The organism is Micromonospora chersina, assembly GCF_900091475.1.
Lineage (GTDB): Bacteria > Actinomycetota > Actinomycetes > Mycobacteriales > Micromonosporaceae > Micromonospora > Micromonospora chersina.
Window position 1 is genome coordinate 1,461,982 of the sequence record NZ_FMIB01000002.1, and the last position, 23,164, is coordinate 1,485,145.

General features: G+C 73.0%; 26 protein-coding genes. 10 read left to right on the forward strand and 16 right to left on the reverse strand.

What is annotated here, in order from left to right:
* The 3 genes from GA0070603_RS06730 to pafA all read right to left on the reverse strand — a co-directional run bounded on the left by GA0070603_RS06730 (nt 1) and on the right by pafA (nt 2,317).
* A complete protein-coding gene (locus GA0070603_RS06730; RefSeq protein ID WP_091321646.1) occupies nt 1–549 on the reverse strand; it encodes a carboxymuconolactone decarboxylase family protein in 549 nt (182 codons plus the stop codon).
* Nucleotides 550–673: 124 nt separating this feature from the next.
* A complete protein-coding gene (locus GA0070603_RS06735; protein ID WP_091308749.1) occupies nt 674–895 on the reverse strand; it encodes a hypothetical protein in 222 nt (73 codons plus the stop codon).
* 63 nt (nt 896–958) lie between these two features.
* Complete coding sequence (gene pafA / locus GA0070603_RS06740; RefSeq protein WP_091265859.1) at nt 959–2,317, reverse strand: Pup--protein ligase; 1,359 nt, start codon at nt 2,315–2,317, stop codon at nt 959–961.
* 118 nt (nt 2,318–2,435) lie between these two features.
* On the opposite strand from pafA, the gene rfbB reads away from it, so the two are divergent.
* The gene (gene rfbB, locus GA0070603_RS06745) at nt 2,436–3,413 is read left to right on the forward strand and encodes a dTDP-glucose 4,6-dehydratase (protein ID WP_091308752.1); all 978 of its coding nucleotides are present in this window, start codon (nt 2,436–2,438) and stop codon (nt 3,411–3,413) included.
* Nucleotides 3,414–3,475: 62 nt separating this feature from the next.
* Here rfbB and prcA read toward each other — a convergent pair whose 3' ends face one another.
* The 6 genes from prcA to arc form a co-directional block, all read right to left on the reverse strand.
* On the reverse strand, nt 3,476–4,312 hold the full coding sequence (gene prcA, locus GA0070603_RS06750; RefSeq protein ID WP_091308756.1) for a proteasome subunit alpha: 837 nt from the start codon (nt 4,310–4,312) through the stop codon (nt 3,476–3,478).
* A gap of 63 nt (nt 4,313–4,375) precedes the next feature.
* Entirely contained in the window at nt 4,376–5,215 is an 840-nt protein-coding gene (prcB, locus tag GA0070603_RS06755; protein WP_187399549.1) for a proteasome subunit beta, read from the reverse strand.
* Nucleotides 5,134–5,451 (reverse strand): endonuclease domain-containing protein, encoded by a 318-nt coding sequence (locus tag GA0070603_RS32600; protein ID WP_425270417.1) that lies wholly within the window; start codon nt 5,449–5,451, stop codon nt 5,134–5,136. Before GA0070603_RS32600 ends, prcB begins: the two co-directional genes overlap by 82 nt.
* On the reverse strand, nt 5,429–5,635 hold the full coding sequence (locus GA0070603_RS06765) for a ubiquitin-like protein Pup (protein ID WP_073836803.1): 207 nt from the start codon (nt 5,633–5,635) through the stop codon (nt 5,429–5,431). Before GA0070603_RS06765 ends, GA0070603_RS32600 begins: the two co-directional genes overlap by 23 nt.
* 106 nt (nt 5,636–5,741) lie before the next feature.
* The gene (gene dop / locus GA0070603_RS06770) at nt 5,742–7,259 is read right to left on the reverse strand and encodes a depupylase/deamidase Dop (protein WP_091308764.1); all 1,518 of its coding nucleotides are present in this window, start codon (nt 7,257–7,259) and stop codon (nt 5,742–5,744) included.
* A 180-nt stretch (nt 7,260–7,439) separates the two neighbouring features.
* The gene (gene arc, locus GA0070603_RS06775; protein WP_091308767.1) at nt 7,440–9,221 is read right to left on the reverse strand and encodes a proteasome ATPase; all 1,782 of its coding nucleotides are present in this window, start codon (nt 9,219–9,221) and stop codon (nt 7,440–7,442) included.
* Nucleotides 9,222–9,398: 177 nt separating this feature from the next.
* Between arc and GA0070603_RS06780 the strand changes: the two genes are divergently transcribed.
* Entirely contained in the window at nt 9,399–9,692 is a 294-nt protein-coding gene (locus GA0070603_RS06780; RefSeq protein ID WP_091308771.1) for a ferredoxin, read from the forward strand.
* 51 nt (nt 9,693–9,743) lie between these two features.
* Here the strand turns inward: GA0070603_RS06780 and GA0070603_RS06785 are convergent, their stop codons facing one another.
* The 3 genes from GA0070603_RS06785 to GA0070603_RS06795 form a co-directional block, all read right to left on the reverse strand.
* On the reverse strand, nt 9,744–10,316 hold the full coding sequence (locus GA0070603_RS06785; protein ID WP_091308775.1) for a hypothetical protein: 573 nt from the start codon (nt 10,314–10,316) through the stop codon (nt 9,744–9,746).
* A 167-nt stretch (nt 10,317–10,483) separates the two neighbouring features.
* Nucleotides 10,484–11,440 (reverse strand): tRNA (adenine-N1)-methyltransferase, encoded by a 957-nt coding sequence (locus GA0070603_RS06790; RefSeq protein ID WP_091308778.1) that lies wholly within the window; start codon nt 11,438–11,440, stop codon nt 10,484–10,486.
* Nucleotides 11,437–12,579 (reverse strand): site-2 protease family protein, encoded by a 1,143-nt coding sequence (locus tag GA0070603_RS06795; protein ID WP_208862829.1) that lies wholly within the window; start codon nt 12,577–12,579, stop codon nt 11,437–11,439. Before GA0070603_RS06795 ends, GA0070603_RS06790 begins: the two co-directional genes overlap by 4 nt.
* 112 nt (nt 12,580–12,691) lie before the next feature.
* Between GA0070603_RS06795 and GA0070603_RS06800 the strand changes: the two genes are divergently transcribed.
* The 6 genes from GA0070603_RS06800 (at nt 12,692) to GA0070603_RS06825 (ending at nt 19,642) form a co-directional block, all read left to right on the forward strand.
* On the forward strand, nt 12,692–13,606 hold the full coding sequence (locus tag GA0070603_RS06800) for a RecB family exonuclease (protein ID WP_091308782.1): 915 nt from the start codon (nt 12,692–12,694) through the stop codon (nt 13,604–13,606).
* A gap of 76 nt (nt 13,607–13,682) precedes the next feature.
* Complete coding sequence (locus GA0070603_RS06805; RefSeq protein ID WP_091308785.1) at nt 13,683–14,876, forward strand: sensor histidine kinase; 1,194 nt, start codon at nt 13,683–13,685, stop codon at nt 14,874–14,876.
* Between the two features lie 29 nt (nt 14,877–14,905).
* Nucleotides 14,906–15,589: a response regulator gene (locus GA0070603_RS06810; RefSeq protein WP_091308788.1), complete on the forward strand. Its 684-nt coding sequence runs from the start codon at nt 14,906–14,908 to the stop codon at nt 15,587–15,589.
* Nucleotides 15,590–15,846: 257 nt separating this feature from the next.
* On the forward strand, nt 15,847–16,614 hold the full coding sequence (locus tag GA0070603_RS06815) for an ABC transporter ATP-binding protein (RefSeq protein ID WP_091308791.1): 768 nt from the start codon (nt 15,847–15,849) through the stop codon (nt 16,612–16,614).
* Nucleotides 16,614–19,163, forward strand: coding sequence for an ABC transporter permease (locus GA0070603_RS06820; RefSeq protein WP_091308795.1), 2,550 nt, complete (start codon nt 16,614–16,616; stop codon nt 19,161–19,163). The genes GA0070603_RS06815 and GA0070603_RS06820 overlap by 1 nt, the downstream gene beginning before the upstream one ends.
* A gap of 104 nt (nt 19,164–19,267) precedes the next feature.
* Nucleotides 19,268–19,642, forward strand: a complete 375-nt coding sequence (locus GA0070603_RS06825; protein ID WP_167544512.1) for a carboxymuconolactone decarboxylase family protein — start codon at nt 19,268–19,270, stop codon at nt 19,640–19,642.
* A 6-nt stretch (nt 19,643–19,648) separates the two neighbouring features.
* Here the strand turns inward: GA0070603_RS06825 and GA0070603_RS06830 are convergent, their stop codons facing one another.
* From GA0070603_RS06830 to GA0070603_RS06840, 3 genes are all read right to left on the reverse strand, one after another.
* Nucleotides 19,649–20,296, reverse strand: a complete 648-nt coding sequence (locus tag GA0070603_RS06830) for an HAD family hydrolase (RefSeq protein ID WP_091308804.1) — start codon at nt 20,294–20,296, stop codon at nt 19,649–19,651.
* 114 nt (nt 20,297–20,410) lie between these two features.
* A complete protein-coding gene (locus GA0070603_RS06835; protein WP_091308809.1) occupies nt 20,411–21,160 on the reverse strand; it encodes a neutral zinc metallopeptidase in 750 nt (249 codons plus the stop codon).
* A 97-nt stretch (nt 21,161–21,257) separates the two neighbouring features.
* Nucleotides 21,258–21,755, reverse strand: a complete 498-nt coding sequence (locus GA0070603_RS06840; protein WP_139131837.1) for a hypothetical protein — start codon at nt 21,753–21,755, stop codon at nt 21,258–21,260.
* A gap of 56 nt (nt 21,756–21,811) precedes the next feature.
* Here GA0070603_RS06840 and GA0070603_RS06845 point away from each other — a divergent pair, with 56 nt between their 5' ends.
* Entirely contained in the window at nt 21,812–22,228 is a 417-nt protein-coding gene (locus tag GA0070603_RS06845; protein ID WP_091308817.1) for a hypothetical protein, read from the forward strand.
* 15 nt (nt 22,229–22,243) lie between these two features.
* Here the strand turns inward: GA0070603_RS06845 and GA0070603_RS06850 are convergent, their stop codons facing one another.
* Nucleotides 22,244–22,456, reverse strand: coding sequence for a hypothetical protein (locus GA0070603_RS06850; protein WP_091308820.1), 213 nt, complete (start codon nt 22,454–22,456; stop codon nt 22,244–22,246).
* A gap of 306 nt (nt 22,457–22,762) precedes the next feature.
* Between GA0070603_RS06850 and GA0070603_RS06855 the strand changes: the two genes are divergently transcribed.
* Nucleotides 22,763–23,164 (forward strand): YciI family protein, encoded by a 402-nt coding sequence (locus tag GA0070603_RS06855; RefSeq protein ID WP_091308823.1) that lies wholly within the window; start codon nt 22,763–22,765, stop codon nt 23,162–23,164.

Consider the following 23,164-nt stretch of genomic DNA (forward strand, 5'->3'; position numbering starts at 1 on the left):
TCAGCGCGCCCCGTAGCCGTGCGCCACGATGTGCTCCGCGGCCCGGGTGTAGCCCGCCGGGTCGGCCGGCGCCACCGTGCCCAGGCCGTCGACGTAGCGGTTGTACATGCAGAAGGCGGCGGCGATCAGCACCGTGTCGTGGATCTCCAGGTCGGTGGCGCCCTCGGCGCGGGCCTCCTTCACCAGTTCGGCGGTGACCTCCCGGCCGCTGCGCTGCACCGCCCCGGCGATCCGCAGCAGCGCCCGCATCTTCGCCCCGACCGGCGCCGCGTCCGGGTCGCGGCGTACCTGTTCCACCAGCGGCATCCCCGCCGGCAGTTGGGCGGCGGCGAACGCCGAGTGCGACGCGCAGCAGAACGCGCAGTCGTTCAGATCCGACACGTACGCGGCGATCAGCTCCCGCTCCCCCGGTGTGAGCGTGGGATGCGGGGCGTGCAGCAGCGTGTCGGCGAGGTCGAGCAGCGGCCCGGCGGTCTCCGGTCGGTAGCGGGCCAGCCCGTTGATGCCGGGGTGGGCCTGCTCGTCCAGACCGAGGTCGATGTGTGCGATGACGTCACGCTCCCTCGTCGTCGGCTGGGGAGCGCACTCCCCCGTGAGCCATAGACGAGCATGCGCGGGATGGCACGTCAAGGCCCGGCCGGCGGACTCGGCGCTCCCGCCGGCGCGCCCCGCCTCAGCCGGCCAGGAAGATCAGCGCCAGCCAGGCGCCCAGGATCAGCACCAGCGCGACCGCCAGCACCCAGGTCGGCACGGTGTACTCGCCGCGGCGGTTGCGCTCGATCTCGGCGCGGATCTTCTCGCGGCGCCGCTCGATCCAGTTGAGCTTCTCCGTCCCGCTCTCGCGGCCGGCGGACGTCTCGCGGCCAGGGCGGCCGGCAGGTTCGGAAGTGTTCATCGCGACGCCAGCGTACCGGTGGGCGGGCGGCCGGCGCTCACAGCACCGGCCGCCGCCCCCGGGTCACATGCTCGCGATGAGCCGCTCCACCCGCTCGTCGTACGCCCGGAACGGGTCCTTGCACAGCACCGTGCGCTGCGCCTGGTCGTTCAGCTTCAGGTGCACCCAGTCCACCGTGAAGTCCCGCCGCTTCTCCTGGGCGTGCCGGATGAACTCGCCCCGCAGCCGCGCCCGGGTGGTCTGCGGCGGGGTCTCCTTCGCCTCGAAGATCTCCGGGTCGGTGGCCACCCGGTCCACCTCGCCGCGCCGCTCCAGCAGCCCGTACAGGCCCCGGCCGCGCCGCAGGTCGTGGTAGGCCAGGTCCATCTGGGCCACCCGCGGGTGCGACAGCGGCAGGTCGTGCTTGCGCTGGTAGCGCTCGATCAGCCGCAGCTTCGTCACCCAGTCGATCTCCCGGGCCACCGGGTCGAGGTCGCCGGTCTCCACCGCCCGCAGCACGCGGCCCCAGAGCTCCACCACCCGCTTCGCGGTCTGGTCGCCGCCCCGGCGCTCGACGAACTCCGTCGCCTTCGCCAGGTACTCCTGCTGGATCTCCAGCGCCGAGACCTCCTTGCCGGAGGCCAGCCGCACCTTGCGCCGGCCGGTGATGTCGTGCGAGACCTCGCGGATCGCCCGGATCGGGTTCTCCAGAGTCAGGTCCCGCATCACGACCCCGGCCTCGATCATCCGCAGCACGATGTCGGCCGTGCCGACCTTCAGCAGCGTGGTGACCTCGTTCATGTTCGAGTCGCCCACGATGACGTGCAGCCGCCGGTAGCGCTCGGCGTCCGCGTGCGGCTCGTCCCGGGTGTTGATGATCGGCCGGCTGCGGGTGGTCGCCGAGGAGACGCCCTCCCAGATGTGCTCGGCACGCTGCGACAGGCAGTAGACCGCGCCGCGCGGCGTCTGGAGCACCTTGCCGGCACCGCAGATCAACTGCCGGGTGACCAGGAACGGGATGAGCACGTCGGCCAGCCGGCCGAACTCGCCGTGCCGGGACACCAGGTAGTTCTCATGGCAGCCGTACGAGTTGCCGGCCGAGTCGGTGTTGTTCTTGAACAGGTAGATCTCACCCGCGATGCCCTCGTCGTGCAGCCGCTTCTCCGCGTCGACGAGCAGCCCTTCCAGGATCCGCTCCCCCGCCCGGTCGTGGGCCACCAGGTCGGTCACCGAGTCGCACTCCGGCGTCGCGTACTCCGGGTGCGAGCCCACGTCCAGGTAGAGGCGGGCTCCGTTGCGCAGGAACACATTGCTCGACCGGCCCCACGACACCACCCGCCGGAACAGGTACCGCGCGACCTCGTCGGGGGACAGTCGGCGCTGCCCGCGATAGGTGCAGGTGACGCCGTACTCGGTCTCGAGGCCGAAGATTCGCCGCTCCATGATGTGACATTAGCCGCCCGGGGCCCCGGATGGGCAGCGCTCAACCCGCTGGTCTCATCCGCACCGGGACGGGCATTCCCGGCGATCGCACATCCCAAGGCCGGGTACGGTCCCTGCCGTGAGAATCCTCGTCACCGGCGGCGCCGGCTTCATCGGCTCCGCGTACGTCCGGCGGCTGCTCACCGGCGCCGAGCCGGACCTCGCCGCCGACACCGTCACCGTGCTCGACGCCTGGACCTACGCCGCCACCGAGGGCGCCCTCGACCCGGTCCGCACCGACCCCAGGCTGCGGCTCGTCCGCGGCGACATCCGCGACCCCGCCCTGGTCGACGCCACCGTCGCCGGCCACGACGTCGTCATGCACTTCGCCGCCGAGTCGCACGTGGACCGCTCCATCGCCGCCGCCGCCGACTTCGTCACCACCAACGTGGTCGGCACCCAGACGCTGCTCGACGCGGCCCTGCGCCACGGCGTACGCCGCTTCGTCCAGGTCTCCACCGACGAGGTCTACGGCTCCATCGCCACCGGCGCCTGGACCGAGCGGGCCCCGCTCGACCCCAGCTCCCCGTACTCGGCCAGCAAGGCCGCCGGCGACCTGCTCGCGCTGGCCTACCACCGCACCCACGGCCTCGACGTCGTGGTCACCCGCGGCGCCAACACCTACGGGCCCTACCAGTACCCCGAGAAGATCATCCCGCTGTTCGTCACCAACCTGCTCGACGGGCACGACGTGCCCCTCTACGGCGACGGCGGCAACGTGCGGGACTGGCTGCACGTCGACGACCACTGCCACGGCGTCGCGCTCGCCCAGACCCGCGGCCGGGCCGGCGGGATCTACCACCTGGGCGGCGGCGCCGAACTCACCAACCGCGACCTCACCGGCCGGCTGCTGGCCGCCTGCGGCGCCGGGTGGGAACGGGTCCGGCCGGTCGCCGACCGCAAGGGCCACGACCGCCGGTACGCCCTCGACACCACCACCACCCGCCGCGAGCTGGGCTGGACGCCCACGGTCGACCTCGACCACGGGCTCGCCGCGACCGTCGCCTGGTACCGGGACAACCGCGACTGGTGGACGCCACTCAAGCCGCACCGCTGACGGGCCTCTCACGCGCAGGGCCGCCGGACACCGCGCTCGCGGCGGCCGGCGGCCGGCCGGCGTCACTCGCCGGGCTGCTCCTCCTGCGGCTGGCCCTCCAGATCCGCCGAGCCCGCCGACGTGGTCGGCTTCTTCGCCTCCTCGGTCGGCACCGTCGGGGTCTTCGCCCGCCCCGGCGCCGGCGCGGCGTCCGCGCCCGCCTCCCCGTCCAGCAGCGCCGTCAGCGCCGCCCCGGTGATCCGGCGGAACGTGCGCCCCACCCGGCGCCGGTCCAGGACCGCCACCTCCAGCTGGTTCGCCGCGATCGTGCGGGCCGCCCCGCCCTCACCGCCGACGCTGCTCAACGCCTTGACCGCCGCCCGGACCGCCTCCGACAGCGACATCTCCGGCCGGTGCTCGTTCTTCAGCACCCCCGTGATCGCCTCGGCCTGGCCGCCCATCGCCATCCGGCCCGGCTCGTCGTTGACCGACCCGTCGTAGGTCAGCCGGTAGAGCGAGTCGTCGTCCGGCGTGGCGCCCACCTCGGCCACGCAGATCTCCACCTCGAACGGCTTGGACTGCTCGGTGAAGATCGCGCCCAGCGTCTGCGCGAACGCGTTCGCCAGGCCCAGCCCGGTCACGTCCCGCCGGTCGTAGCTCAGGCCGTTCAGGTCGGCCATCCGCACCCCGGCCCGGCGCAGGTTCTCGAACTCGTTGTAGCGGCCCACCGCCGCGAAGCCGATCCGGTCGTAGATCTCACTGACCTTGTGCAGGGTGCTGGACAGGTTCTCCGCGACGAAGAGCACCCCGCCCTCGTAGCTCAGGACCACCGCGCTGCGGCCCCGGGCGATGCCCTTGCGGGCCAACTCGGAGCGGTCGCGCATGATCTGCTCGGGCGAGGCGTAGAACTGCATGGCCACGGCGGCGGTTCTCCTTCGGGCGCTGTGCTGCGGACTGCTGACTCAGGTGCGGTGGGAGCGGGGTCAGCCGCCCGGGTTCTCCATCCGGCCGGACACCACGCCCTCGGCGATCGCCGCCGTCTCGGCGTCGGTGAGCCGGTGGGTGCCCTCGGCGGTCGCGGTCATCACCACCGGGTAGATCCGGCGGGTCAGATCCGGGCCACCGGTGGCGGTGTCGTCGTCGGCGGCGTCGTACAGGGCCTCGACGGCCAGCCGCGTCGCGTCGTCGATCGACAGCCCCGTGCGGAACCGCTTCTTCAGCGCCGACTTGGCGAACAGCGAACCGGAGCCGATGGCGTCGTAGCCGGTCTCCTCGTAGGGGCCGCCGGTCACGTCGAAGCTGAAGATCCGCCCGGCCCGCGCCGGGTCGGCGGCCGCCAGGTCGAAGCCGGCGAAGAGCGGGATCACGGCGAGGCCCTGCATCGCGGCGCCCAGGTTGCCCCGGATCATCGACGCCAGCCGGTTGGCCTTGCCGTCGAGCGAGAGCATCGCGCCCTCGATCTTCTCGTAGTGCTCCAGTTCCACCTGGAACAGTCGCATCAGCTCGATGCCGATGCCCGCGGTGCCCGCGATGCCGACAAGCGAGTACGCGTCGGCCGGGTGCACCTTCTCGATGTCGCGCTGGGCGATCAGGTTGCCCATCGTGGCGCGCCGGTCGCCGGCCATCACCACGCCACCGCTGGCCGAGATGGCCACGATGGTCGTCGCGTGCGGCGCCAGGTCGGCGGCCATGCCGGGCGGCAGCGGCCGACGGCCGGGCAGCATCTCCGGGGCCACCCTGCTCAGGAACGTTGTGAAGGAGGACGTCCCCGCGTTGGTGAACACATCTGGAAGACGCCCGGATGGATCAAAACCCGCTGCCACGTGGTTCCTCTCAGGTACGTGATCGCCCTGGCCAGCCTCGCGAGACTGTCACGGAACTGGCCAAGACCACCTTTGCAGTTGAAGCAGAGTATCCCGCGCACCCATCCGGTGCGATGATCGTGGTCCACATGATCCGGGTCGGGGTCCGACCCGGTCCACGCCGGTCCTACGCCGGATTCGAGTCCGGCCAGAGGGGCGAAACGGACATGTGCCTCATTGTCCGCCCTTCTGCACATATCCTCGGACGAACTCTTCTGCGTTCTCCTCCAGGACGGAGTCGATCTCGTCGAGCAGGTCGTCGACGTCCTCGGTGATCTCGGCGTGCCGCTCGGCAACCTCGGGGTTGGCCTGCGCGGTGACCTCCTCGACCTCCTCGTGGGACTTGCCGGACTGGGTCTGGCCGCCTTCTTGGGTCGCCATGGTGTGCCTCCTCCACGATCGCCTGCGATCAACTTACCTCGCGCGGACGACGAAAGGCCCGTCGCGCGCCGGGTTCCGGCACTCGACGGGCCTTCCGGCATCCGGGTCAGCCGCCGGTCAGCATCTCCAGCAGGTCCTTGGCGGTGTCGCAGCGGTCGAAGAGCGACCCGACGTGCTTGCGGGTGCCCCGCTCGGGCTCCATCATCGGCACCCGGACGAGGGACTCGCGGCCCACGTCGAAGATGACCGAGTCCCAGCTCGCGGCGACCACCTCGGAGGCGTACTGGGCGAGGCAGCGGCCGCGGAAGTAGGCCCGGGTGTCCTCCGGCGGCTCGGTCATCGCCGAGCGGGTCTGCTCGTCGGTCAGCAGGGTCTTCATCGAGCCCCGCTGCACCAGCCGGTGGTAGAGGCCCTTCTCCGGCCGCACGTCCGAGTACTGGAGGTCGACCAGCTGGAGCTTGTGCGAGCCCCAGCCGAGCTTCTCCCGCTCCCGGTAGCCCTCCAGCAGCCGCAGCTTGGCCACCCAGTCGAGCTCGTCGGCGCAGAGGAAGGCGTCCCGGCCGAGCCGGTCCAGCACGCTCTCCCAGCGGTCGAGCACGTCGGCGGTCTGCGCGTCGACGTCGCTGCCGTAGCGGTCGTCCACGAAGGACCGGACCCGCTCCAGGTACGCCCACTGCACGTCGAGCGCGGTCAGCTTGCGCCCGTCGCGCAGCCGCATGAGGTGCTTGAGCGACGGGTCGTGGCTGACCGCGCGCAGCTCGCTGACCGGGTCGGCGATGCCCAGGTCGGCGCCGAGCGCCTTCTCCTCGATCATGGTGAGGATCAGCGCCGTGGTGCCGACCTTCAGGTAGGTGGAGATCTCGGAGAGGTTGGCGTCGCCGATGATGACGTGCAGCCTGCGGTACTTGTCGGCGTCGGCGTGCGGCTCGTCCCGGGTGTTGATGATGGGCCGCTTGAGGGTGGTCTCCAGGCCCACCTCGACCTCGAAGAAGTCGGCGCGCTGGGAGATCTGGAAGCCGCTCTGGCCGCCGTCCTGGCCGATGCCGACCCGGCCGGCGCCGCAGACGATCTGCCGGGTGACGAAGAACGGCGTCAGGTACGCCACGATGTCGGCGAACGGGGTCTGCCGCCGCATCAGGTAGTTCTCGTGGGCGCCGTAACTGGCGCCCTTGTTGTCGGTGTTGTTCTTGTAGAGGTGGATCGGGTGGGTGCCCGGGATGGTGGCGGCGCGCCGGGACGCCTCGGCCATCACCCGCTCACCGGCCTTGTCCCAGCGCACCACGTCGAGGGGGTTGGTCACCTCGGGCGTGGAGTATTCGGGGTGGGCGTGGTCGACGTAGAGGCGGGCGCCGTTGGTGAGTATGACGTTTGCCAGCCCGAGGTCCTCGTCGGCGAGCGCCTCGGCCGGGTCGTAGGCCGCCCCGGAGTAGGTGAAGCCGCGGGCGTCGCGCAGTGGCGACTCCTCCTCGTAGTCCCAGCGGGCCCGGCCGCCCCGGTTGAGTTCCGGTCGTGCCCCGTAGGCGTTGACCACCTGGGATGAGGTGACCATCGGGTTGGCCCCGGCCTGGCCGGGCACGGAGATGCCGTACTCGACCTCGGTGCCCATGATCCGTCTAACGCTCATCGACCTGCCCGCTCCGCTCGCCCGTCCCGGTCCCCCGTCACGTCGAGCGTAGTCGCCGTCACGCGGGAAGGGGGCGTGGCGGCCCGGGGGCGTCCGGTGTGGCGGCGCGCGGCGGCGCCGGGCGTGGACGCGCGGAGGCCCGCGGCGCGCCGCGCCGCGGGCCTCCGTCGTGCCGTCGGACTACAGGTACTGGCCGGTGTTGCTGGCGGTCTCGATGGACCGGCCGGCCTCGGCGCCCTTGCCGCCGGAGACGAGCGTGCGGATGTAGACGATCCGCTCGCCCTTCTTGCCGGAGATGCGGGCCCAGTCGTCGGGGTTGGTCGTGTTGGGCAGGTCCTCGTTCTCGCGGAACTCGTCGACGCAGGCGTCGAGGAGGTGCTGGAGCCGGAGCCCCTTGCGCCCGGACGTGAGGAACTCCTTGATGGCCATCTTCTTGCCCCGGTCGACGATGTTCTGGATCATCGCGCCGGAGTTGAAGTCCTTGAAGTAGAGGACTTCCTTGTCGCCGTTGGCGTAGGTGACCTCGAGGAAGCGGTTCTCCTCGGTCTCCGAGTACATCCGCAGCACCACGGCGTCGATCATGGCCGCGACGGTGGCCTGCGGGTCGCCGCCGTGCTCGGCCAGGTCGTCGGGGTGCAGCGGCAGCCCGGAGAGGATGTACTTGGAGAAGATGTCCTTGGCCGCCTCGGCGTCCGGCCGCTCGATCTTGATCTTCACGTCGAGCCGGCCGGGGCGCAGGATCGCCGGGTCGATCATGTCTTCCCGGTTGGAGGCGCCGATGACGATGACGTTCTCCAGGCCCTCCACGCCGTCGATCTCGCTGAGCAGCTGCGGGACGATGGTGTTCTCCACGTCCGAGGAGACGCCGGAGCCGCGGGTGCGGAACACCGAGTCCATCTCGTCGAAGAACACGATCACGGGGGTGCCCTCGCCGGCCTTCTCCCGCGCCCGCTGGAAGATCAGCCGGATGTGCCGCTCGGTTTCGCCGACGTACTTGTTGAGCAGCTCGGGGCCCTTGATGTTGAGGAAGAAGCTGGTGTGCTTCTCCTCGCCCCGCCGCTCGGCGATCTTCTTGGCCAGGGAGTTGGCCACCGCCTTGGCGATCAGCGTCTTGCCGCAGCCGGGCGGGCCGTAGAGCAGGATGCCCTTCGGCGGCCGGAGCTGGTGCTCGCGGAACAGGTCGGCGTGCAGGAAGGGCAGCTCGACCGCGTCGCGGATCTGCTCGATCTGCGAGTGAAGGCCACCGATGTCGGTGTAGTCGACGTCGGGCACCTCCTCCAGGACGAGCTCCTCGACCTCGCTCTTCGGGATCCGCTCGTACGCGTACGCCGAGCGGGGCTCGATCATGAGCGAGTCGCCGGCCCGGATCGGCGAACCGATCAGGGTCTCGGCGAGGTGCACGATCCGCTCCTCGTCGGAGTGCGAGACCACCAGCGCCCGGTCACCCGGCGCGCCCTCGGGACCCGCGAGGATCTCCTTGAGCATCACGACCTCGCCGACCCGCTCGTAGCCGAACGCGTCGACGATGTTGAGCGCGTCGTTGAGCAGGACCTCCTGGCCGCGCCGGAGCTCGTCGACCTCCAGCGAGGGCGAGACGGCCACCCGGAGCTTGCGCCCGCCGGTGAACACGTCCACCGTGCCGTCCTCGTGCTTGGCCAGGAAGACGCCGTAGCCGCTCGGCGGCTGGGCGAGGCGGTCGATCTCCTCCTTGAGCGTCACGATCTGCGCGCGAGCCTCCTTGAGGGTGCTCACGAGCCGTTCGTTGTTCTCGGTCAGCCGCGCCAACTGCGCCTGGGTGGCGGCCAGCCGCTCCTCGAGCTGCCGGACGTGTCGGGGGCTTTCGGTCAACTTGCGCCGCACCAGAGCGAGTTCCTCTTGAAGGAACGCGACCTGCGTGGAGAGATCGTGGGCCTCCTTCTCCCACCGTGCGGCGCGCGAGTCCGCGTCGTCGCTGCGTGCCACGTCCCACCTCCCCGGGGGGCTTGAACGTTCTGAGCTAACACTAGCCGCTATGAGCCCGATTCGGTCCTCCGCAACGCGCTCGTCACCGAAGCTTGATCGCCAAGGGCTGGTCGACGGGCGGGTACGGGCGTTCGGGTACCGTCGGAGCGTGGGACGGGAGAACATGGGGGGTGCTTCGTGACCGACGTCGCGACGGACCAGCTGCAGGTCTGGGTGGATCAGGACCTGTGCACGGGTGACGGGCTCTGCGTGCAGTACGCGCCGGAGGTCTTCGAGTTCGACGTCGACGGCCTGGCGTACGTCAAGGGGCCGGACGGCGAGCTGCGCCTGGCCGCGGGCGCCCGGGTGGACGTGCCGGAGCACCTGCGCCTCGAAGTGATCGACTCGGCGAAGGAGTGCCCGGGCGAGTGCATCCACGTGGTGCGCGCCCGCGACGGCGCCGAGGTGGCCGGCCCGGACGCCGAGGACTGAGCTGACGCACCGCACGGGCCGGGGACCGACGTCCCCGGCCCGCGGCGTCTGTCACAGCATCGGGCGGCCGACGACCGAGGCGACCAGCCGGGCGAACTCCTCCAGCCGGGCGATCTGCCCGGCGCCGCCGTCGTCGAGGGTCTTGCCGAAGCGCAGCGCGTCGTGCCGGGGCGCGCCGACCGCCTCGTCGCTGGGCGGCGCCTCGTCCAGGGAGCTGAGCAGCAGGTAGACGTCGATGCTGTCGACCCGGACCTCGCCGGTGTCGGCGCGGGTGAGCCGCCGGCGGCAGCCGACCTCGGTGACCGTGGAGACCGGCACCACGCGCAGCGAGGAGGTCATCGAGCCGGGCGGCCCCTCCCCCGGCGGGACGTCCTCGCCGTGCCAGAGCACCAGCCGGCTGCCGTCGCAGACGACGACCTCCTGCCACACCCCGTTCACCTCGTTGACGAAGCGTTCCAGGGTGAAGCCGAGCACGGAGGCGCCGCGCAGCACCCCGCCGAGGGCGTCCAGGGCGATGTCGGGGTCGCGCAGGTAGGCCCGGGCGGCCGACTCCAGGTCGGCGTAGGGCGACCAGTCGGGGAAGACGGCGGGCAGGTCGCCGTTGCCGTAGCCGGGGCTGCTCATGCCGCCGCCTCCCGGCCCGCGTGCCGCCACCGGTCCGGACCGCCGGGACGGGCGCGGCGCCGGCCGCGTGCCCCGATCCGCTCGCTCATGCCACCGTCTCCACCCGCTCGGTGTCGTCCCCGCCGGGAAACATGATCCGCCCGCTCATACCCGTCCGCGCCGCGGGGTCACGCCTCGTCCGGCTCCTCGGCCGCGGCGCTCGCCTGCCGGGCCGCCTCGGCGGCGCGCAGCGCGTCCCGGCGCTGGGCGTACGCCTCGGCGCCCTTGCTGGGCTTGCGCCGCCGCGGCGGCGCGGTGACCCCGGGGGCGAGCTTGCGCGCGGAGACCAGGAAGGCGGTGTGCGCGATCATGCGGTGGTCAGGCCGGACCGCCAGCCCCTCGGCGTGCCAGTCCCGGACCAGCGACTCCCAGGCGCGTGGCTCGGTCCAGCCGCCCCGCTCGCGCAGCGCCTCCACCAGCTCGGACAGCTGCGGCGTGGTGGCCACGTAGCCGATCAGCACGCCGCCGGGGACGAGGGCCCGCTCGACCATGTCGAGCATCTCCCAGGGGGTGAGCATGTCGAGGATGATCCGGTCGAAACCGGTCTCGGTGCACTCGGCGACGTCACCGACGTGCAGGCGCCAGGCGGGGTGCGGGCCGTTGAAGAACGCCTCCACGTTGCGCCGGGCGATCTGGGCGAAGTCGTCGCGCACCTCGAAGGAGTGCAGCTCGCCCTCGGTGCCGACGGCCCGCAGCAGCGAGCAGGAGAGGGCGCCGGAGCCGGCGCCGGCCTCCAGGACCTTCGCGCCGGGGAAGATGTCGCCCATGGCGACGATCTGCGCCGAGTCCTTCGGGTAGATCACCTGGGCGCCGCGCGGCATGGAGAGCACGTAGTCGGAGAGCAGCGGGCGCAGGGCCAGGAACGCGGTGCCGCCGCCGGCCGTCGTGACCACGCTGCCGTCGGGAAGGCCGATCAGGGTGTCGTGCTTGAGGATTCCCCGGTGCGTGTGGAACTCCTTGCCGGGCTCCAGCGTCACGGTGTGCATCCGGCCCTTCGGGTCGGTCAGCTGGACCCGGTCGCCGGGGCGGAACGGCCCCCGGTGCACAGGTGGCAGCGCCGGGACGGTGGAGGTTTCTGCGGTCACGTGTTCGTCTTCCGTTTGGGTTCCAGGAGCTGGGCGAGATCCGCGATGTGCAGCACGCCGACCACATCTTCGCCTGCCGTCACGACGTACTGTGCGCCCGGGTGGGTACGCACGGTCTCCAGCACCCGCTCGCCGTCCGCGCCGACCGGCAGCGCGGGCACGCTGTCCAGGTCGCGGGCCACCGCGTCCACCGCGAGCCACGGGCGCCGTTCCGGGGGTACGCCCGCGGCGCGGGCCGGGTCGACCAGGGCGACCGGGCGGCCGGCGGAGTCGACCACGGCGAGCGCGGCGTCGGGGGTGTCCCCCTCGGCGCGGCGGCGCTGCGCCTCGGCGAGCGGGGTGCCGGTGGGCACCGGCAGCAGCGGGCGGGCCAGCCGGGCCAGGTCGACCAGGGGCAGGCGGCGGCCGATGCGGGCCATCCGGATGGACTGGCCGGCGCCCCGCCACAGGGTCACGGCGACGAGCAGCATCAGCGGCAGGGCCAGCGGGGCGAGCGCCCGGCGCAGGGTGAGCAGCACCACCAGGGCCACGGTGGCGACGGCCACGGCGCGGCCGATCCAGCCGGCCACCTCGGTGCCCCGGTGCCGGTCCCGGGTGACCGCCCAGACCGCGGCGCGCAGCGCCCGGCCCCCGTCCAGGGGCAGCCCGGGCAGGCTGTTGAAGACGGCCACCACGACGTTGCTGACCGCGAGCTGGAAGGCGAGCTGGTGGGCGAGGGTGCCGGCGGGCAGGGCCAGGGTGGCGGCGACCGCCCCGGCGCCGAGCACCGCGGAGACCGCCGGGCCGGCGAGGGAGACCAGCAGGTCGACCTTGGGGCTGGGGGCGTCCCGGTCCATCTCGGTGTAGCCGCCGAGCAGTTCCAGGGTGATCCCGCGCACACCGATGCCGTAGCGGCGGGCGGTCAGCGCGTGGCCCAGCTCGTGCAGCAGCACCGAGCCGAGCAGCGAGACCACGAAGCCGAGGCCGACCAGGTAGCCGCCGAGGTGCCCGAGGTCGAGCTGGCGGCGGGCCAGTGCGGCGTAGAGCACCGTGACGACCGCGGTGAGCAGCAGCATCGAGGCGTCGACCCGCAGCGGCACCCCGAAGATCCGGCCGAGGGTCAGCCCGGGCCGGCGCGACGGTCGGGTCCGCTGCTCCATCGGCCCGATGCTACGTGAGGAGTGAGCCGCTTCCGCGAGCCCCGCAGTCGCGCCGATCATGACCGGTGCGGCGACGGTCGGCCTGTCACACCGGTGCCCTAACCTTCCGGGCATGACGGCGGAACCGGTGATCGACACGCAGCCCGACCCGACGGCGCCGGCGGCGCCGCCCACGGTGCGGGCGTCGCTGTCGCCGTCGCGGGCGGCCGACTTCAAGACCTGCCCGCTGCTCTACCGGTTCCGCAGCATCGACCGGCTGCCCGAGCGCCCGACAGTGGAGCAGGTCCGGGGCACGCTCGTGCACGCCGTGCTGGAGCGGCTGTTCGACCTGCCGGCGGCGGCCCGCACCCGGGAGTCGGCCGGCGACCTGGTCGCCCCCCAGTGGGACCGGCTGGTCACCGAGCAGCCGGAGCTGGCGACGCTGTTCGCCGAGGGCGACACGGCCGGCGTGGAGGGGTTCCTCCGCTCGGCGGCGGCGCTGCTGGAGGGCTACTTCTCGGTGGAGGACCCGCGCCGGCTGGAGCCGGCCGAGCGGGAGGCGCTGATCTCCGCGGTGGTCGACGACGAGCTGCTCATCCGGGGTTACCTCGACCGGCTCGACGTGGCGCCCGACGGCGCGCTGCGGGTGGTCGACTACAAGACCGGCGGCGCCCCGCGGGAGGCGTTCGAGGCCCGGGCGCTGTTCCAGCTGAAGTTCTACGCCCTGGTGCTGTGGCGGACCCGGGGGGTGGTGCCGCGGGTGCTGCGGCTGCTCTACCTCAAGGACGCAGAGGTGTGCGACTACTCCCCCGACGCCGACGAGCTGCTGCGCTTCGAGCGCACCGTGGTGGCGCTCTGGCAGGCGATCGAGCAGGCCACCGCGCGGCAGGACTTCCGCCCCCGGCCCAGCCGGCTCTGCGACTGGTGCAGCCACCAGGCGCTCTGCCCGAGCTTCGGCGGCACCCCGCCGCCGTTCCCGGTGGCCGGCCCGGCCGACCCGCTCACCGACGCCCGCTCCCGGCCGGCCGCCCCCGGCGCGGACGAGTGATCTCCTCCTCACGGAGGAGGCGGGGTTCGGCATCGGCGACGACCGGCCGGCGCCGGGCGGCGGCTAGCGTCGGAGCATGACGAACCGGCTGCGCGCGTGGGCGCGGGAGCGGCCGCTGGCCGTGGACGCGGCCACGGCCGTCGCGCTGGCGCTGGTGGACGCGGCGTTCCTGCTGCTGACCCCGCGGGAGCTGCGACCCGACCAGTTGTTGCCGGCGTTGGGCTGGAGCGTGCTGTGCGCCGCCCCGGTGGCGATCCGCCGTCTCGCCCCGTGGCCGGCGGTCGGCGCGGCGGTGGCCACCCTCGCCGTGCCGGTGCTGTTCCACCTCGCGCCCACCACGCAGGGGCTGACGTTCGTCGTCCTCACCTACACCATGGCGGCGCACCGGCCGCTGCGCCCGGCCACCCTGGCCGCGCTGCTGCTCTGGGTGCCGGTGGTGCTGGCGAACGTGGTGGCGCCCCTGGACGGGGTGCTTGACATGGGCCCCGGGGTGCTGGTGCTCAACAACCTGCTCACCGCGTCGGTGGCGTACGCGGTGGGCCGCGCGGTGCAGGCCCGCCGGCAGACCACCCGGATACTGCGGGAGCGGGCCCGGATCGCCGAGGCCACCCAGCGGTCGCTGGCCGAGCAGGCGGTCGCCGACGAGCGCCGCCGCATCGCCCGGGAGCTGCACGACGTGGTGGCCCACCACGTCAGCGTGATGGGTGTGCTCGCCACCGGGGCGCGCCGGGTGCTGCGCCGCGACCCGGACGCGGCGGACGAGGCGATGGCCACTGTCGAGGAGACCGGCCGGGCCACCCTGCGGGAGCTGCGCCGGCTGCTGGACGTGCTGCGCACGGACGCCGAACCGGCCGCCGAGTTGACCCCGCAGCCGGGGTTGACCGGCATCGAGGCACTCGTGGAGCAGGTCCGCGACGCCGGGCTGCCGGTCACGTTGCGGGTCGACGGCACGCCCGGGCCCATGGAGGACGGGGTGGCGCTGACCGTCTACCGGATCGTGCAGGAGGCGCTGACCAACGCGCTCAAGCACGCCGGCCGGGCCACCGCGCTGGTCCGGCTCACCGTCACCGACGGCTGCCTGGCCGTGGAGGTCACCGACACCGGCCGCGGCCCGGCGCCGGTGCCCGACCGGATCGGGCACGGCCTGGTCGGCATGCGGGAACGCGTCGCCCTCTACGGTGGGGTCCTGCGGACCGGTCCGCGGCCCGGCGGCGGCTTCCGGGTGTACGCGCGGATCCCGCTGGAGTCGGCCGGGGCGGTCCCGGCGTGACCGGCGCCACGGCCGAACGAGGGGGACCGATGACCGACAGCACCGCCACCCGACCGGTGCGGATCCTGCTCGCCGACGACCAGCCGCTGCTGCGTACCGGTTTCCGGATGGTGCTGGGCACCGAGGACGACCTGGACATCGTGGCGGAGGCCGGCGACGGGGTGGAGGCGGTGGAGCTGTCCCGGCGGCTGCTGCCGGACGTGGTGCTCATGGACATCCGGATGCCGCGGATGGACGGGGTGGCGGCCACCCGGGCGATCGTGGACGCCCGGCTGCCGGTGCGGGTGCTCATCCTCACCACCTTCGACCTGGACGAGTACGTGGTCGGCGCGCTGCGCGCCGGGGCCAGCGGCTTCCTGGCCAAGGACGTGCCGGCCGAGGACCTGGTGACCGCGATCCGGACGGTGGCGGCCGGGGAGGCGGTGGTGGCGCCGCGGATCCTGCGCCGGCTGCTGGACCGCTTCGCCGACGTGCTGCCCGACCCGGCGGCCACCCCGCCGAAGGCCCTCGATGCGCTGACCGAGCGGGAGCGGGAGGTCCTCGTGCAGGTGGCGCGCGGGCTGTCCAACGCCGAGATCGCCCGGGAGCTGTCGGTGAGCGAGACGACCGTGAAGACCCACGTGGGGCACGTGCTCACGAAGCTGGGGCTGCGGGACCGGGTGCAGGCGGTGGTGCTGGCGTACGAGACGGGCCTGGTCCGCCCCGGCGGGTGAGGTGGCGCCGGTCACCTACCGTGACCATCGGCGGCGGGGCGGGGTTGACCATGACGCGACGTGAGGTTCTAGCGTCGGCGCCGCCGGCCGGTCAGGGATGACCCTGAGCCGGCCTCGGGGGTGACCCCAACGGAAATTCCGGCGACGGTTCCGCCCCGGGGCGGACGGATCCGCGTCCGGCGGCACCGAGGATGGAACTGCCGCACCGGCCAGCGGGGGCGGTGCGGATCAGCAGGCTGACGGAAGAGGTAGATGACGTGACCGCGACGGTAGGGCAGCAGGCGCAGGCCGCGGCCCGGGCCAGCGACGTGTGGAAGGTGTACGGCAGCGGCGAGGCGCAGGTCATCGCGCTGCGGGGGGTGAGCGCCGACTTCGAGCGGGGCCGGTTCACCGCGATCATGGGCCCGTCCGGCTCGGGCAAGTCGACGCTCATGCACTGCCTGGCGGGCCTGGACTCGGTGACCCGGGGCACCGTCATGATCGGCGACACCACGGTGACCGGGCTGGGCGACGCCGGCCTGACGAAGCTGCGCCGCGACAAGGTGGGCTTCATCTTCCAGCAGTTCAACCTGCTGCCCACGCTCACCGCGCAGGAGAACATCCTGCTGCCGCTGTCGATCGCCGGCCGCAAGCCCGACCCGGCCTGGTACGACACGGTGATCGACACGGTCGGCCTGCGGGAGCGCCTCGGGCACCGCCCGGCGCAGCTCTCCGGCGGCCAGCAGCAGCGCGTCGCGTGCGCCCGGGCCCTGGTCTCCCGCCCCGAGGTGATCTTCGCCGACGAGCCGACCGGCAACCTGGACTCCCGTTCCGGCGCCGAGGTGCTCAACTTCCTGCGCAACTCGGTCCGCGAGCACGGCCAGACCATCGTCATGGTCACCCACGACCCGACCGCCGCCGCGTACGCCGACCGGGTGGTCTTCCTCGCCGACGGCCAGATCGTCTCGGAGCTGATCGAGCCGACCGCCGACACGGTGCTGGACACGATGAAGAAGCTCGACGCGCCGGCCGAGGTGGGCAACTGATGTTCCGGGCCACGATGAAGAGCCTGCTGGCGCGCAAGCTGCGGCTGCTGCTGTCCGGCCTGGCGGTGGTGCTCGGCGTCATGTTCGTCTCCGGCGCGTTTGTGCTCACCGACACCCTCGGCCGGTCCTTCGACGCGGTCTTCTCCGACGCGTTCTCCGAAGTCGACGTCAACGTGGCCGCGAAGCCGAAGGTCGCGCTGTCCGAGGTCGAGGGCGAGCAGGTGGCCGCCCCGGTGCCCGCGTCGGTCGTCGACCGCGTCAAGGCGGTGCCGGGCGTGACCGACGTGCGGGGCGTGGTCAACGCCGACGGGGCCCGGCTGATCGGCAGCAACGGCAAGGTGGTCACCTCGTTCGGCCCGCCGCAGCTCGGCGAGAACTGGCTCGGCGAGAGCGACCTGCTCAAGCTGCGCGAGGGGCGCGCGCCGCAGGCCGACGACGAGATCGTGGTCAACGTCGCGCTCGCCGAGGCGGCCAAGGTCAAGGTCGGCGACCGGGTCGGCGTGCTGACCCTGGCGCCGAAGAAGGAGTTCACCCTCGTCGGCGTCTTCGGCTACAGCGGTGGCCGGGACTCGGTGGGCGGGGTCAACGAGGTCGCCTTCACCACACCGGTCGCCCAGCAGCTGATGCTCGGCAAGCCGGACGTGTTCTCCAACGTCACCGCGCAGGCCGCCGGCGGCACCACCCCCGAGGCGCTGCGCGACGAGGTGGCCCGCGCCCTCGGCACGGACTACGAGGTCAAGACCGGCAAGCAGCTCGCCGACGACGCGTCCGCCAGCCTGAAGGAGGGCCTGTCCTTCTTCAACAAGATCCTGCTCGGCTTCGCCGCGGTGGCGCTGCTGGTCGGCACCTTCCTGATCCTCAACACCTTCTCGATCATCGTCGCCCAGCGCACCCGCGAGCTGGCGCTCATGCGGGCCATCGGCGCGAGCGGGCGGCAGGTCATCGGCTCGGTGGTCCTGGAGGCAGTGGCGGTCGGCCTGATCGCCTCGGTACTCGGGCTCGCCGCCGGCATCGGGGTCGGCGCGCTGCTGGCGTACCTGTTCGGCAAGCTCGCCGGCGGGCTCACCCTGGCCGGGCTCGGCGTGCCGCCCGCGGCGGTCATCGGCGCCTTCGCGGTGGGTCTGGTGATCACCGTGGTGGCGGCGCTGCTGCCGGCGCTGCGTGCCTCGCGCATCCCGCCGATCGCCGCCATGCAGGACGTCGCCACGCCGGACCGGCCGCTGACCAAGGTGACCGTGGGCGGGTCCGTGGTCACCGCGATCGGCGCGGGCCTGCTCTTCCTCGGGCTGGGCGGTCACGCCGGCGACAACACCCTGGCCACCATCCTCGGTGGCGTGCTGTTCGCCTTCATCGGCGTGGCGCTGCTGACCCCGCTGATCAGCCGGCCGGTCGTCGCCCTGCTGGGGTCGATCTTCGCGTGGTCGGTGCCGGGCAAGCTGGGCCGGCTGAACTCCGGCCGCAACCCCCGTCGCACCGCGATCACGGCCGCCGCGCTGATGGTCGGCATCGCCCTGGTGACCGGGGTGACGGTGATCCTCGACTCGGCCAAGGGCAGCATCAGCGCGCTGGCCGAGGACACCATCAAGGCGGAGCTGGTGATCTCCGGCGCCCAGGCGGGCCCACGGCCGGCGAGCTTCGACCCGGCGGTGCTGGAGAAGGCCGCCGACATCCCCGGGGTGCGGCTGGTCGACGGCGAGTACGGCGACATGGCCACCGTGAACGGCGAGCGGACCTGGGTGGCGGCGTCCAGCGACGTGGCCGCGCTGGAGCGGATCTTCGGGGCGAAGGCCACCGCCGGTGACATCAGCCGGCTCGGCCCGGACCAGATGCTGCTCAGCTCGGACACCGCGAAGTCCCGCAACCTGTCGGTCGGCTCGACGGTGACCGTGCAGCTCTCCCGGGGCGACGCCCACACCTTCACGGTCAGCGGCATCTACGAGAGCTCGCAGCTGACCAACCCGGTGGTGCTGCCGCCGCAGGCGGCCACCGACTTCGCCATCCCGCAACCCATCCAGGGCTTCGTGCAGCTCGCCCCGGGCACCTCGGTGGACGCGGTGCAGCCGCAGATCGAGCGGCTGCTCGCGGACAGCCCGGAGGTGTCGGTGGCGGACCGGGCCGCGTTCATCAAGCAGCAGACCAGCCAGCTGGACACCCCGCTGCGGATGATCCAGATCCTGCTGGCGCTGGCCATCGTGATCGCGGTGCTGGGCATCATCAACACCCTGGCCCTGTCGGTGCTGGAACGCACCCGCGAGCTGGGCCTGCTGCGGGCCATCGGCCTGCGCCGGGCGCAGACCATGCGGATGATCACCGTGGAGGCGGTGGTGATCTCGATCTTCGGCGCGCTGCTCGGCGTCGTGGTCGGCACCGGTCTCGGCGCGGCCGTGGTCCGGGCGCTCAAGGACGAGGGCATCACCGACCTGGTCCTGCCCTGGAGCCAGATGGTGACGTTCCTGGTCCTGGCCGCGATCATCGGCGTGGTGGCCGCGGTGCTGCCCGCCATCCGCGCGGCGCGGATCAACGTGCTGGGTGCCATCGCCCACGACTGACCCCGGCACGCACGACGGCCCCTGCCACCTTCCGGTGGCGGGGGCCGTTTCCGTCACCGGTCCTCCCCACCGTCTGCCAGGCTCGGCCCACGGGGGTGAGGGTCGTGACTGAGGACGTTTACGCGCGGGCGCTGGAGAACGCCGAGCGACTGCTCGGCCAGCCGCTCACCCTGCCGCTCGGTCCCGGCGAGCCGCCGGTCGGCGCGGACTTCCGGCGGCTGGCCACCGAGCACACGTTCGGTGACGTGTGGCCCCGTGAGGGACTGGACCTGCGCTCCCGCTGCCTGGTGTCGGTGGCGATCGCCGCGGCGCTGGGCACCCACGAGCCGCTGCGCGGACAACTGCGCATCGCACTGCACTCCGGGGTGAGCCGCGAGGAGATCGTCGAACTCTTCATCCACCTGGCCGCCTACGCCGGCGCCGCGCGCGCCTTCGACAGCTACCAGATCGCCGTGGCGGTGTTCGGCGAGGCCCGCTGACCGCGCTCAGGCGGGGCGTTCCCCGAGCAGGGCTGCCAGCAGCTCCAGGTCCGCCGCGGTCAGGCTCTCCAACTGGTGTACGCCGTCGGTCGGCGGCAACGGCACCTCGGCCGGGACGGCCAGCACGGCGGCCCCGGCCGCGAGGGCGCTGGCCACCCCGGTGGGCGAGTCCTCGATCGCCACGCACCGCGCGATCGGCACACCGAGCAGCCGCGCCGCGGTCAGGTACGGCTCCGGGTGCGGCTTCGCCGCGTCCACCTCGTCGCCGCAGACCACCGCGTCGAAGCTGTCCCGGCCCAGGGTGTCGAGGGCGACCTCGACCAGCGGCCGGGTGCTGGAGGTGACCAGGGCGGTGGGGATGCCGGCGGCGCGGACGGCACGCAGCAGCGCGAGGGCCCCGGGCCGCCAGCGCAGCCCGTCGCGGAACAGCTCCAGGATCCGGGCGTTGATCCAGTCGGCGCTGGCCTGCGGGTCCCGCTCGGGCTGGCCCAGGTCGTCGTGCACGATCCGCATCGACACGGCCATGCTGGTGCCGATGATCGCCTTACGGGCGTCGTCGGAGAGGGTGCCGCCGTAGACGGCCGCGAGTTCCTGCAACGCGACGTCCCAGAGCTTCTCGCTGTCGACCAGGGTGCCGTCCATGTCGAAGAGCACGGCGGCGGGATGTCTGCTGCTCAGCGGGGGCCTCCTCGGGTGCGGGTACCCGCCGATCCTCTCAGCCGGGCCGCGCCGGGCGACCGCCGTCCCCGGCGAGGGTGACCTGCGGCATCAGCCGAGGCCGCAGGCGTCCAGGGAGTTCTCGTAGCCCCGGAAGAACGAGTCGGTGCGCTGCTCGGCGGTGCCGTGCGAGCCCTCGGCGAACCAGGGCTGGTTCGGGTCGTCACCGACCGCCAGCAGCCCTTCGCGGAACTCGTCGAGGTCGCCCTCGGCCAGCGTGAGCGTCCCCGAGCGCACGTTGTCACCGATGTACGCCCCGGCCATGCAGTCCGCCTGCAACTCCTGCTGGATGGTGAAGTTGTAGCGGATGCCGAGGCGGACCTGGACGCCGTGGGCGTACTCGTGGCCGAGCAGGTAGAACAGGAACGCGTCGCCGACCTGCCGGAACGCCGCCACCGACCAGTTCACGTCGTAGGCGATGAAGTCGCCCGCCGAGCAGTAGACCGCGTTGTTGCGGGGCAGTCCCTCGCCGCCGCAGGAGACCTCGCCGGACCTGGTGTACGGCACCACCCGCCGGATCGGCTGGAACTGCTTCCCGGAGGCCCGGAACCGGTCGGTCCAGTAGCGCTCGGCGATGCCCACGGCGTCGGAGAAGTCCTGCTTGAACTCGGCCACGCTCGTGGTGCCGTCGGCGCGGGTCGAGTCCGCTCCGGGGGAGGCCGCCGGGCCGTTCTGCCGCGGGCCGGGCTGTTCCGGCTCGCCCTGGTCCAGCCCACCGCCCATGCAGCCGGCCGCCACCACCACGGCCACCAGCAGCCCGGCCAGTGGTCCCGGTCGCCGACGTCCCGCCTTCTCCCCCACCACTGCCTCCCGGCTGAGTCCCTGTGTCAGCGCAGTACCCCGACCGCACGGGGTTGATGCCCACCGGGGATCACGTGCCCGCGCGGGCCTTCGTTCATCAGTCGGCGACGGTGAACAGCAGCAGCGCCCGGTCGGGGTCGAACTCGACACTCGCCCGGGTGCCCTCGTCGTAGGCGGGGCTGTGGCGCCAGCGCACCTCCGGCGGCACGTACGCGCTCAGGTCCGGCCAGACCTCCACGGCCCCACCGGCCACCGGCGTCCACGGGTAGCCGGCGGCGAGGGCGCGGGCGTCGGCCGGGGCCAGCCGCACGATCCCCTGGTACCGGCTGTCGGTCGGTCCCGGCGCGCGGGAGCACGCGAAGCTCGGGTGGTCGACCTGCCAGTGGATCTCGGCGTACTCCCCGATGCCGGGCACGTCCTGCGCCGTCCAGTGCCGGTCGGTGCGGACCTTCGCCTCCTCGGCGGCGACCTGCGCCGCGCAGTCCCGCTCCTGCCCTTCCTCGGCCCGCGCCAGCCAGAACACCCCGCCGCAGGCGGCGAGCAGGACGACGCCGGCCACGGCGACGACGGTCACGAGCAGCGGTCTGCGGTTCACGCCGGCAGGGTAGCCGCCGCCGCCCACCCCTGGTGACGCCCCGGTACAGTGCCCGCGTGACCCACCCCGTGGCCCACGCCAGCATCGTCTACTGGCGACGGAGCATCTGGAACGGAACCCGCTGCGTGCCGGTGCTCATGACCCTCGACCAGGGCTGGCTGCGGGCACGCGACCGTGCCGGCGCGGAGGTGTTCGCCGTCCCGGCCGGTCAGGTCGCCGGCCGGTTGACCCGCCTCGGCACGCTGCTGCTGACCGTCGGCGGGCGCCGGTACGCGCTCGTGGGGCGCGGGGCCGCCGTCTCGCCGGACCCCAGCCCGGAACAGAGGCGTGACCTCGTCGACTTCTGGGCGCACCGGACAGCGCCGACCGGCGACGGGCCGGGCTTCCTCGACCAGCTCTTCAACGGCGCCGCGGCCTTCAACACCCGGTCCTGGCGCACCGCCCTCGCCGCCGGCGGGGCCGGGGTGCGCTGACCACACCGGACGGCCTCACCCGCTGAAGCCGTGCCCGCCGTTGTTCCAGCCGTCGTGCTGCGCGTGCTCCCGCTCGGCCGCCCGCCGGTGCCGCTCCGCTCGGGCCGCCCGGACCGCCGCCGGATCCTCCTCGGTGGCCCGCCGCAGCCGGTCGCGCCAGGAGACGTAGCCCACCACCGTGGCCACCACCACGGCCACCCCCGCCAGTGTCACCAGCACCGTCGTCATCCCCGTGACGGTAGGACACCCACGCACCCCGGGTCACGGCTACGCTCCCGCGGCCCGGCCGCCGGCATCAGTGCCATCGGCCTGGTGCTGGAACGGCAGCCGGTGGCCGTGCGTGAGCGCGACCGCCGGGAGTACGACCGGCTCACCGCCACCGGCACGCCGTAGGGAGCCTGGCGCTGCCCACCGCCGCGCTGCCGGCCTCCGCCCGGGTCGGCTGATCCACCCTAGGCTGGTGTCCGGGTGGGTTCCGTGGCTCCGACGTCCCGGGTGAGCGGCGCCGTGGGGCGCCCGCCGGGAGGAGACACCGTGAAGTACCTGATCATGCTCTACGGCAGCCAGCGGGACTACGACGCCATGGCGGGGCGGCCCGGCGACGAGCCGCCGATGACCCCGGAGCAGCTCGCCGCCATGCACGCCCACATGGAGGCGATCCACAAGGACCTGGCCGAGACCGGGGAACTGGTCGACGCGCAGGGCCTGTCCGCGCCGGTGCACGCCCGCCGGGTCCGGCTGCGCGGCGGTGCGCCAGTGGTCACCGACGGCCCGTACGCCGAGACGCAGGAGGTGCTGGCCGGCTACACGCTTGTCGAGTGCGCCGGCTTCGACCGGGCCACCGAGATCGCCGCCCGGTTCGTCAACCCGGACGCCGAGGGCGAGTACGTCGACGTGCGGCCGATCGTGGACGGCGTCGAGGAACTCCAGGGCTGA

What these genes read in the sequence shown, in the direction of transcription:
- GA0070603_RS06735 (WP_091308749.1), bottom strand. Translation starts at nt 895, where the DNA reads ATGAACACTTCCGAACCTGCCGGCCGCCCTGGCCGCGAGACGTCCGCC.
- GA0070603_RS06820 (WP_091308795.1), top strand. Translation starts at nt 16,614, where the DNA reads ATGTTCCGGGCCACGATGAAGAGCCTGCTGGCGCGCAAGCTGCGGCTG.
- dop (WP_091308764.1), bottom strand. Translation starts at nt 7,259, where the DNA reads ATGAGCGTTAGACGGATCATGGGCACCGAGGTCGAGTACGGCATCTCC.
- GA0070603_RS06800 (WP_091308782.1), top strand. Translation starts at nt 12,692, where the DNA reads ATGACGGCGGAACCGGTGATCGACACGCAGCCCGACCCGACGGCGCCG.
- GA0070603_RS06785 (WP_091308775.1), bottom strand. Translation starts at nt 10,316, where the DNA reads ATGAGCAGCCCCGGCTACGGCAACGGCGACCTGCCCGCCGTCTTCCCC.
- GA0070603_RS06795 (WP_208862829.1), bottom strand. Translation starts at nt 12,579, where the DNA reads ATGGAGCAGCGGACCCGACCGTCGCGCCGGCCCGGGCTGACCCTCGGC.
- GA0070603_RS06805 (WP_091308785.1), top strand. Translation starts at nt 13,683, where the DNA reads ATGACGAACCGGCTGCGCGCGTGGGCGCGGGAGCGGCCGCTGGCCGTG.
- GA0070603_RS06850 (WP_091308820.1), bottom strand. Translation starts at nt 22,456, where the DNA reads ATGACGACGGTGCTGGTGACACTGGCGGGGGTGGCCGTGGTGGTGGCC.
- GA0070603_RS32600 (WP_425270417.1), bottom strand. Translation starts at nt 5,451, where the DNA reads ATGTGCAGAAGGGCGGACAATGAGGCACATGTCCGTTTCGCCCCTCTG.
- GA0070603_RS06810 (WP_091308788.1), top strand. Translation starts at nt 14,906, where the DNA reads ATGACCGACAGCACCGCCACCCGACCGGTGCGGATCCTGCTCGCCGAC.
- GA0070603_RS06765 (WP_073836803.1), bottom strand. Translation starts at nt 5,635, where the DNA reads ATGGCGACCCAAGAAGGCGGCCAGACCCAGTCCGGCAAGTCCCACGAG.
- pafA (WP_091265859.1), bottom strand. Translation starts at nt 2,317, where the DNA reads ATGGAGCGGCGAATCTTCGGCCTCGAGACCGAGTACGGCGTCACCTGC.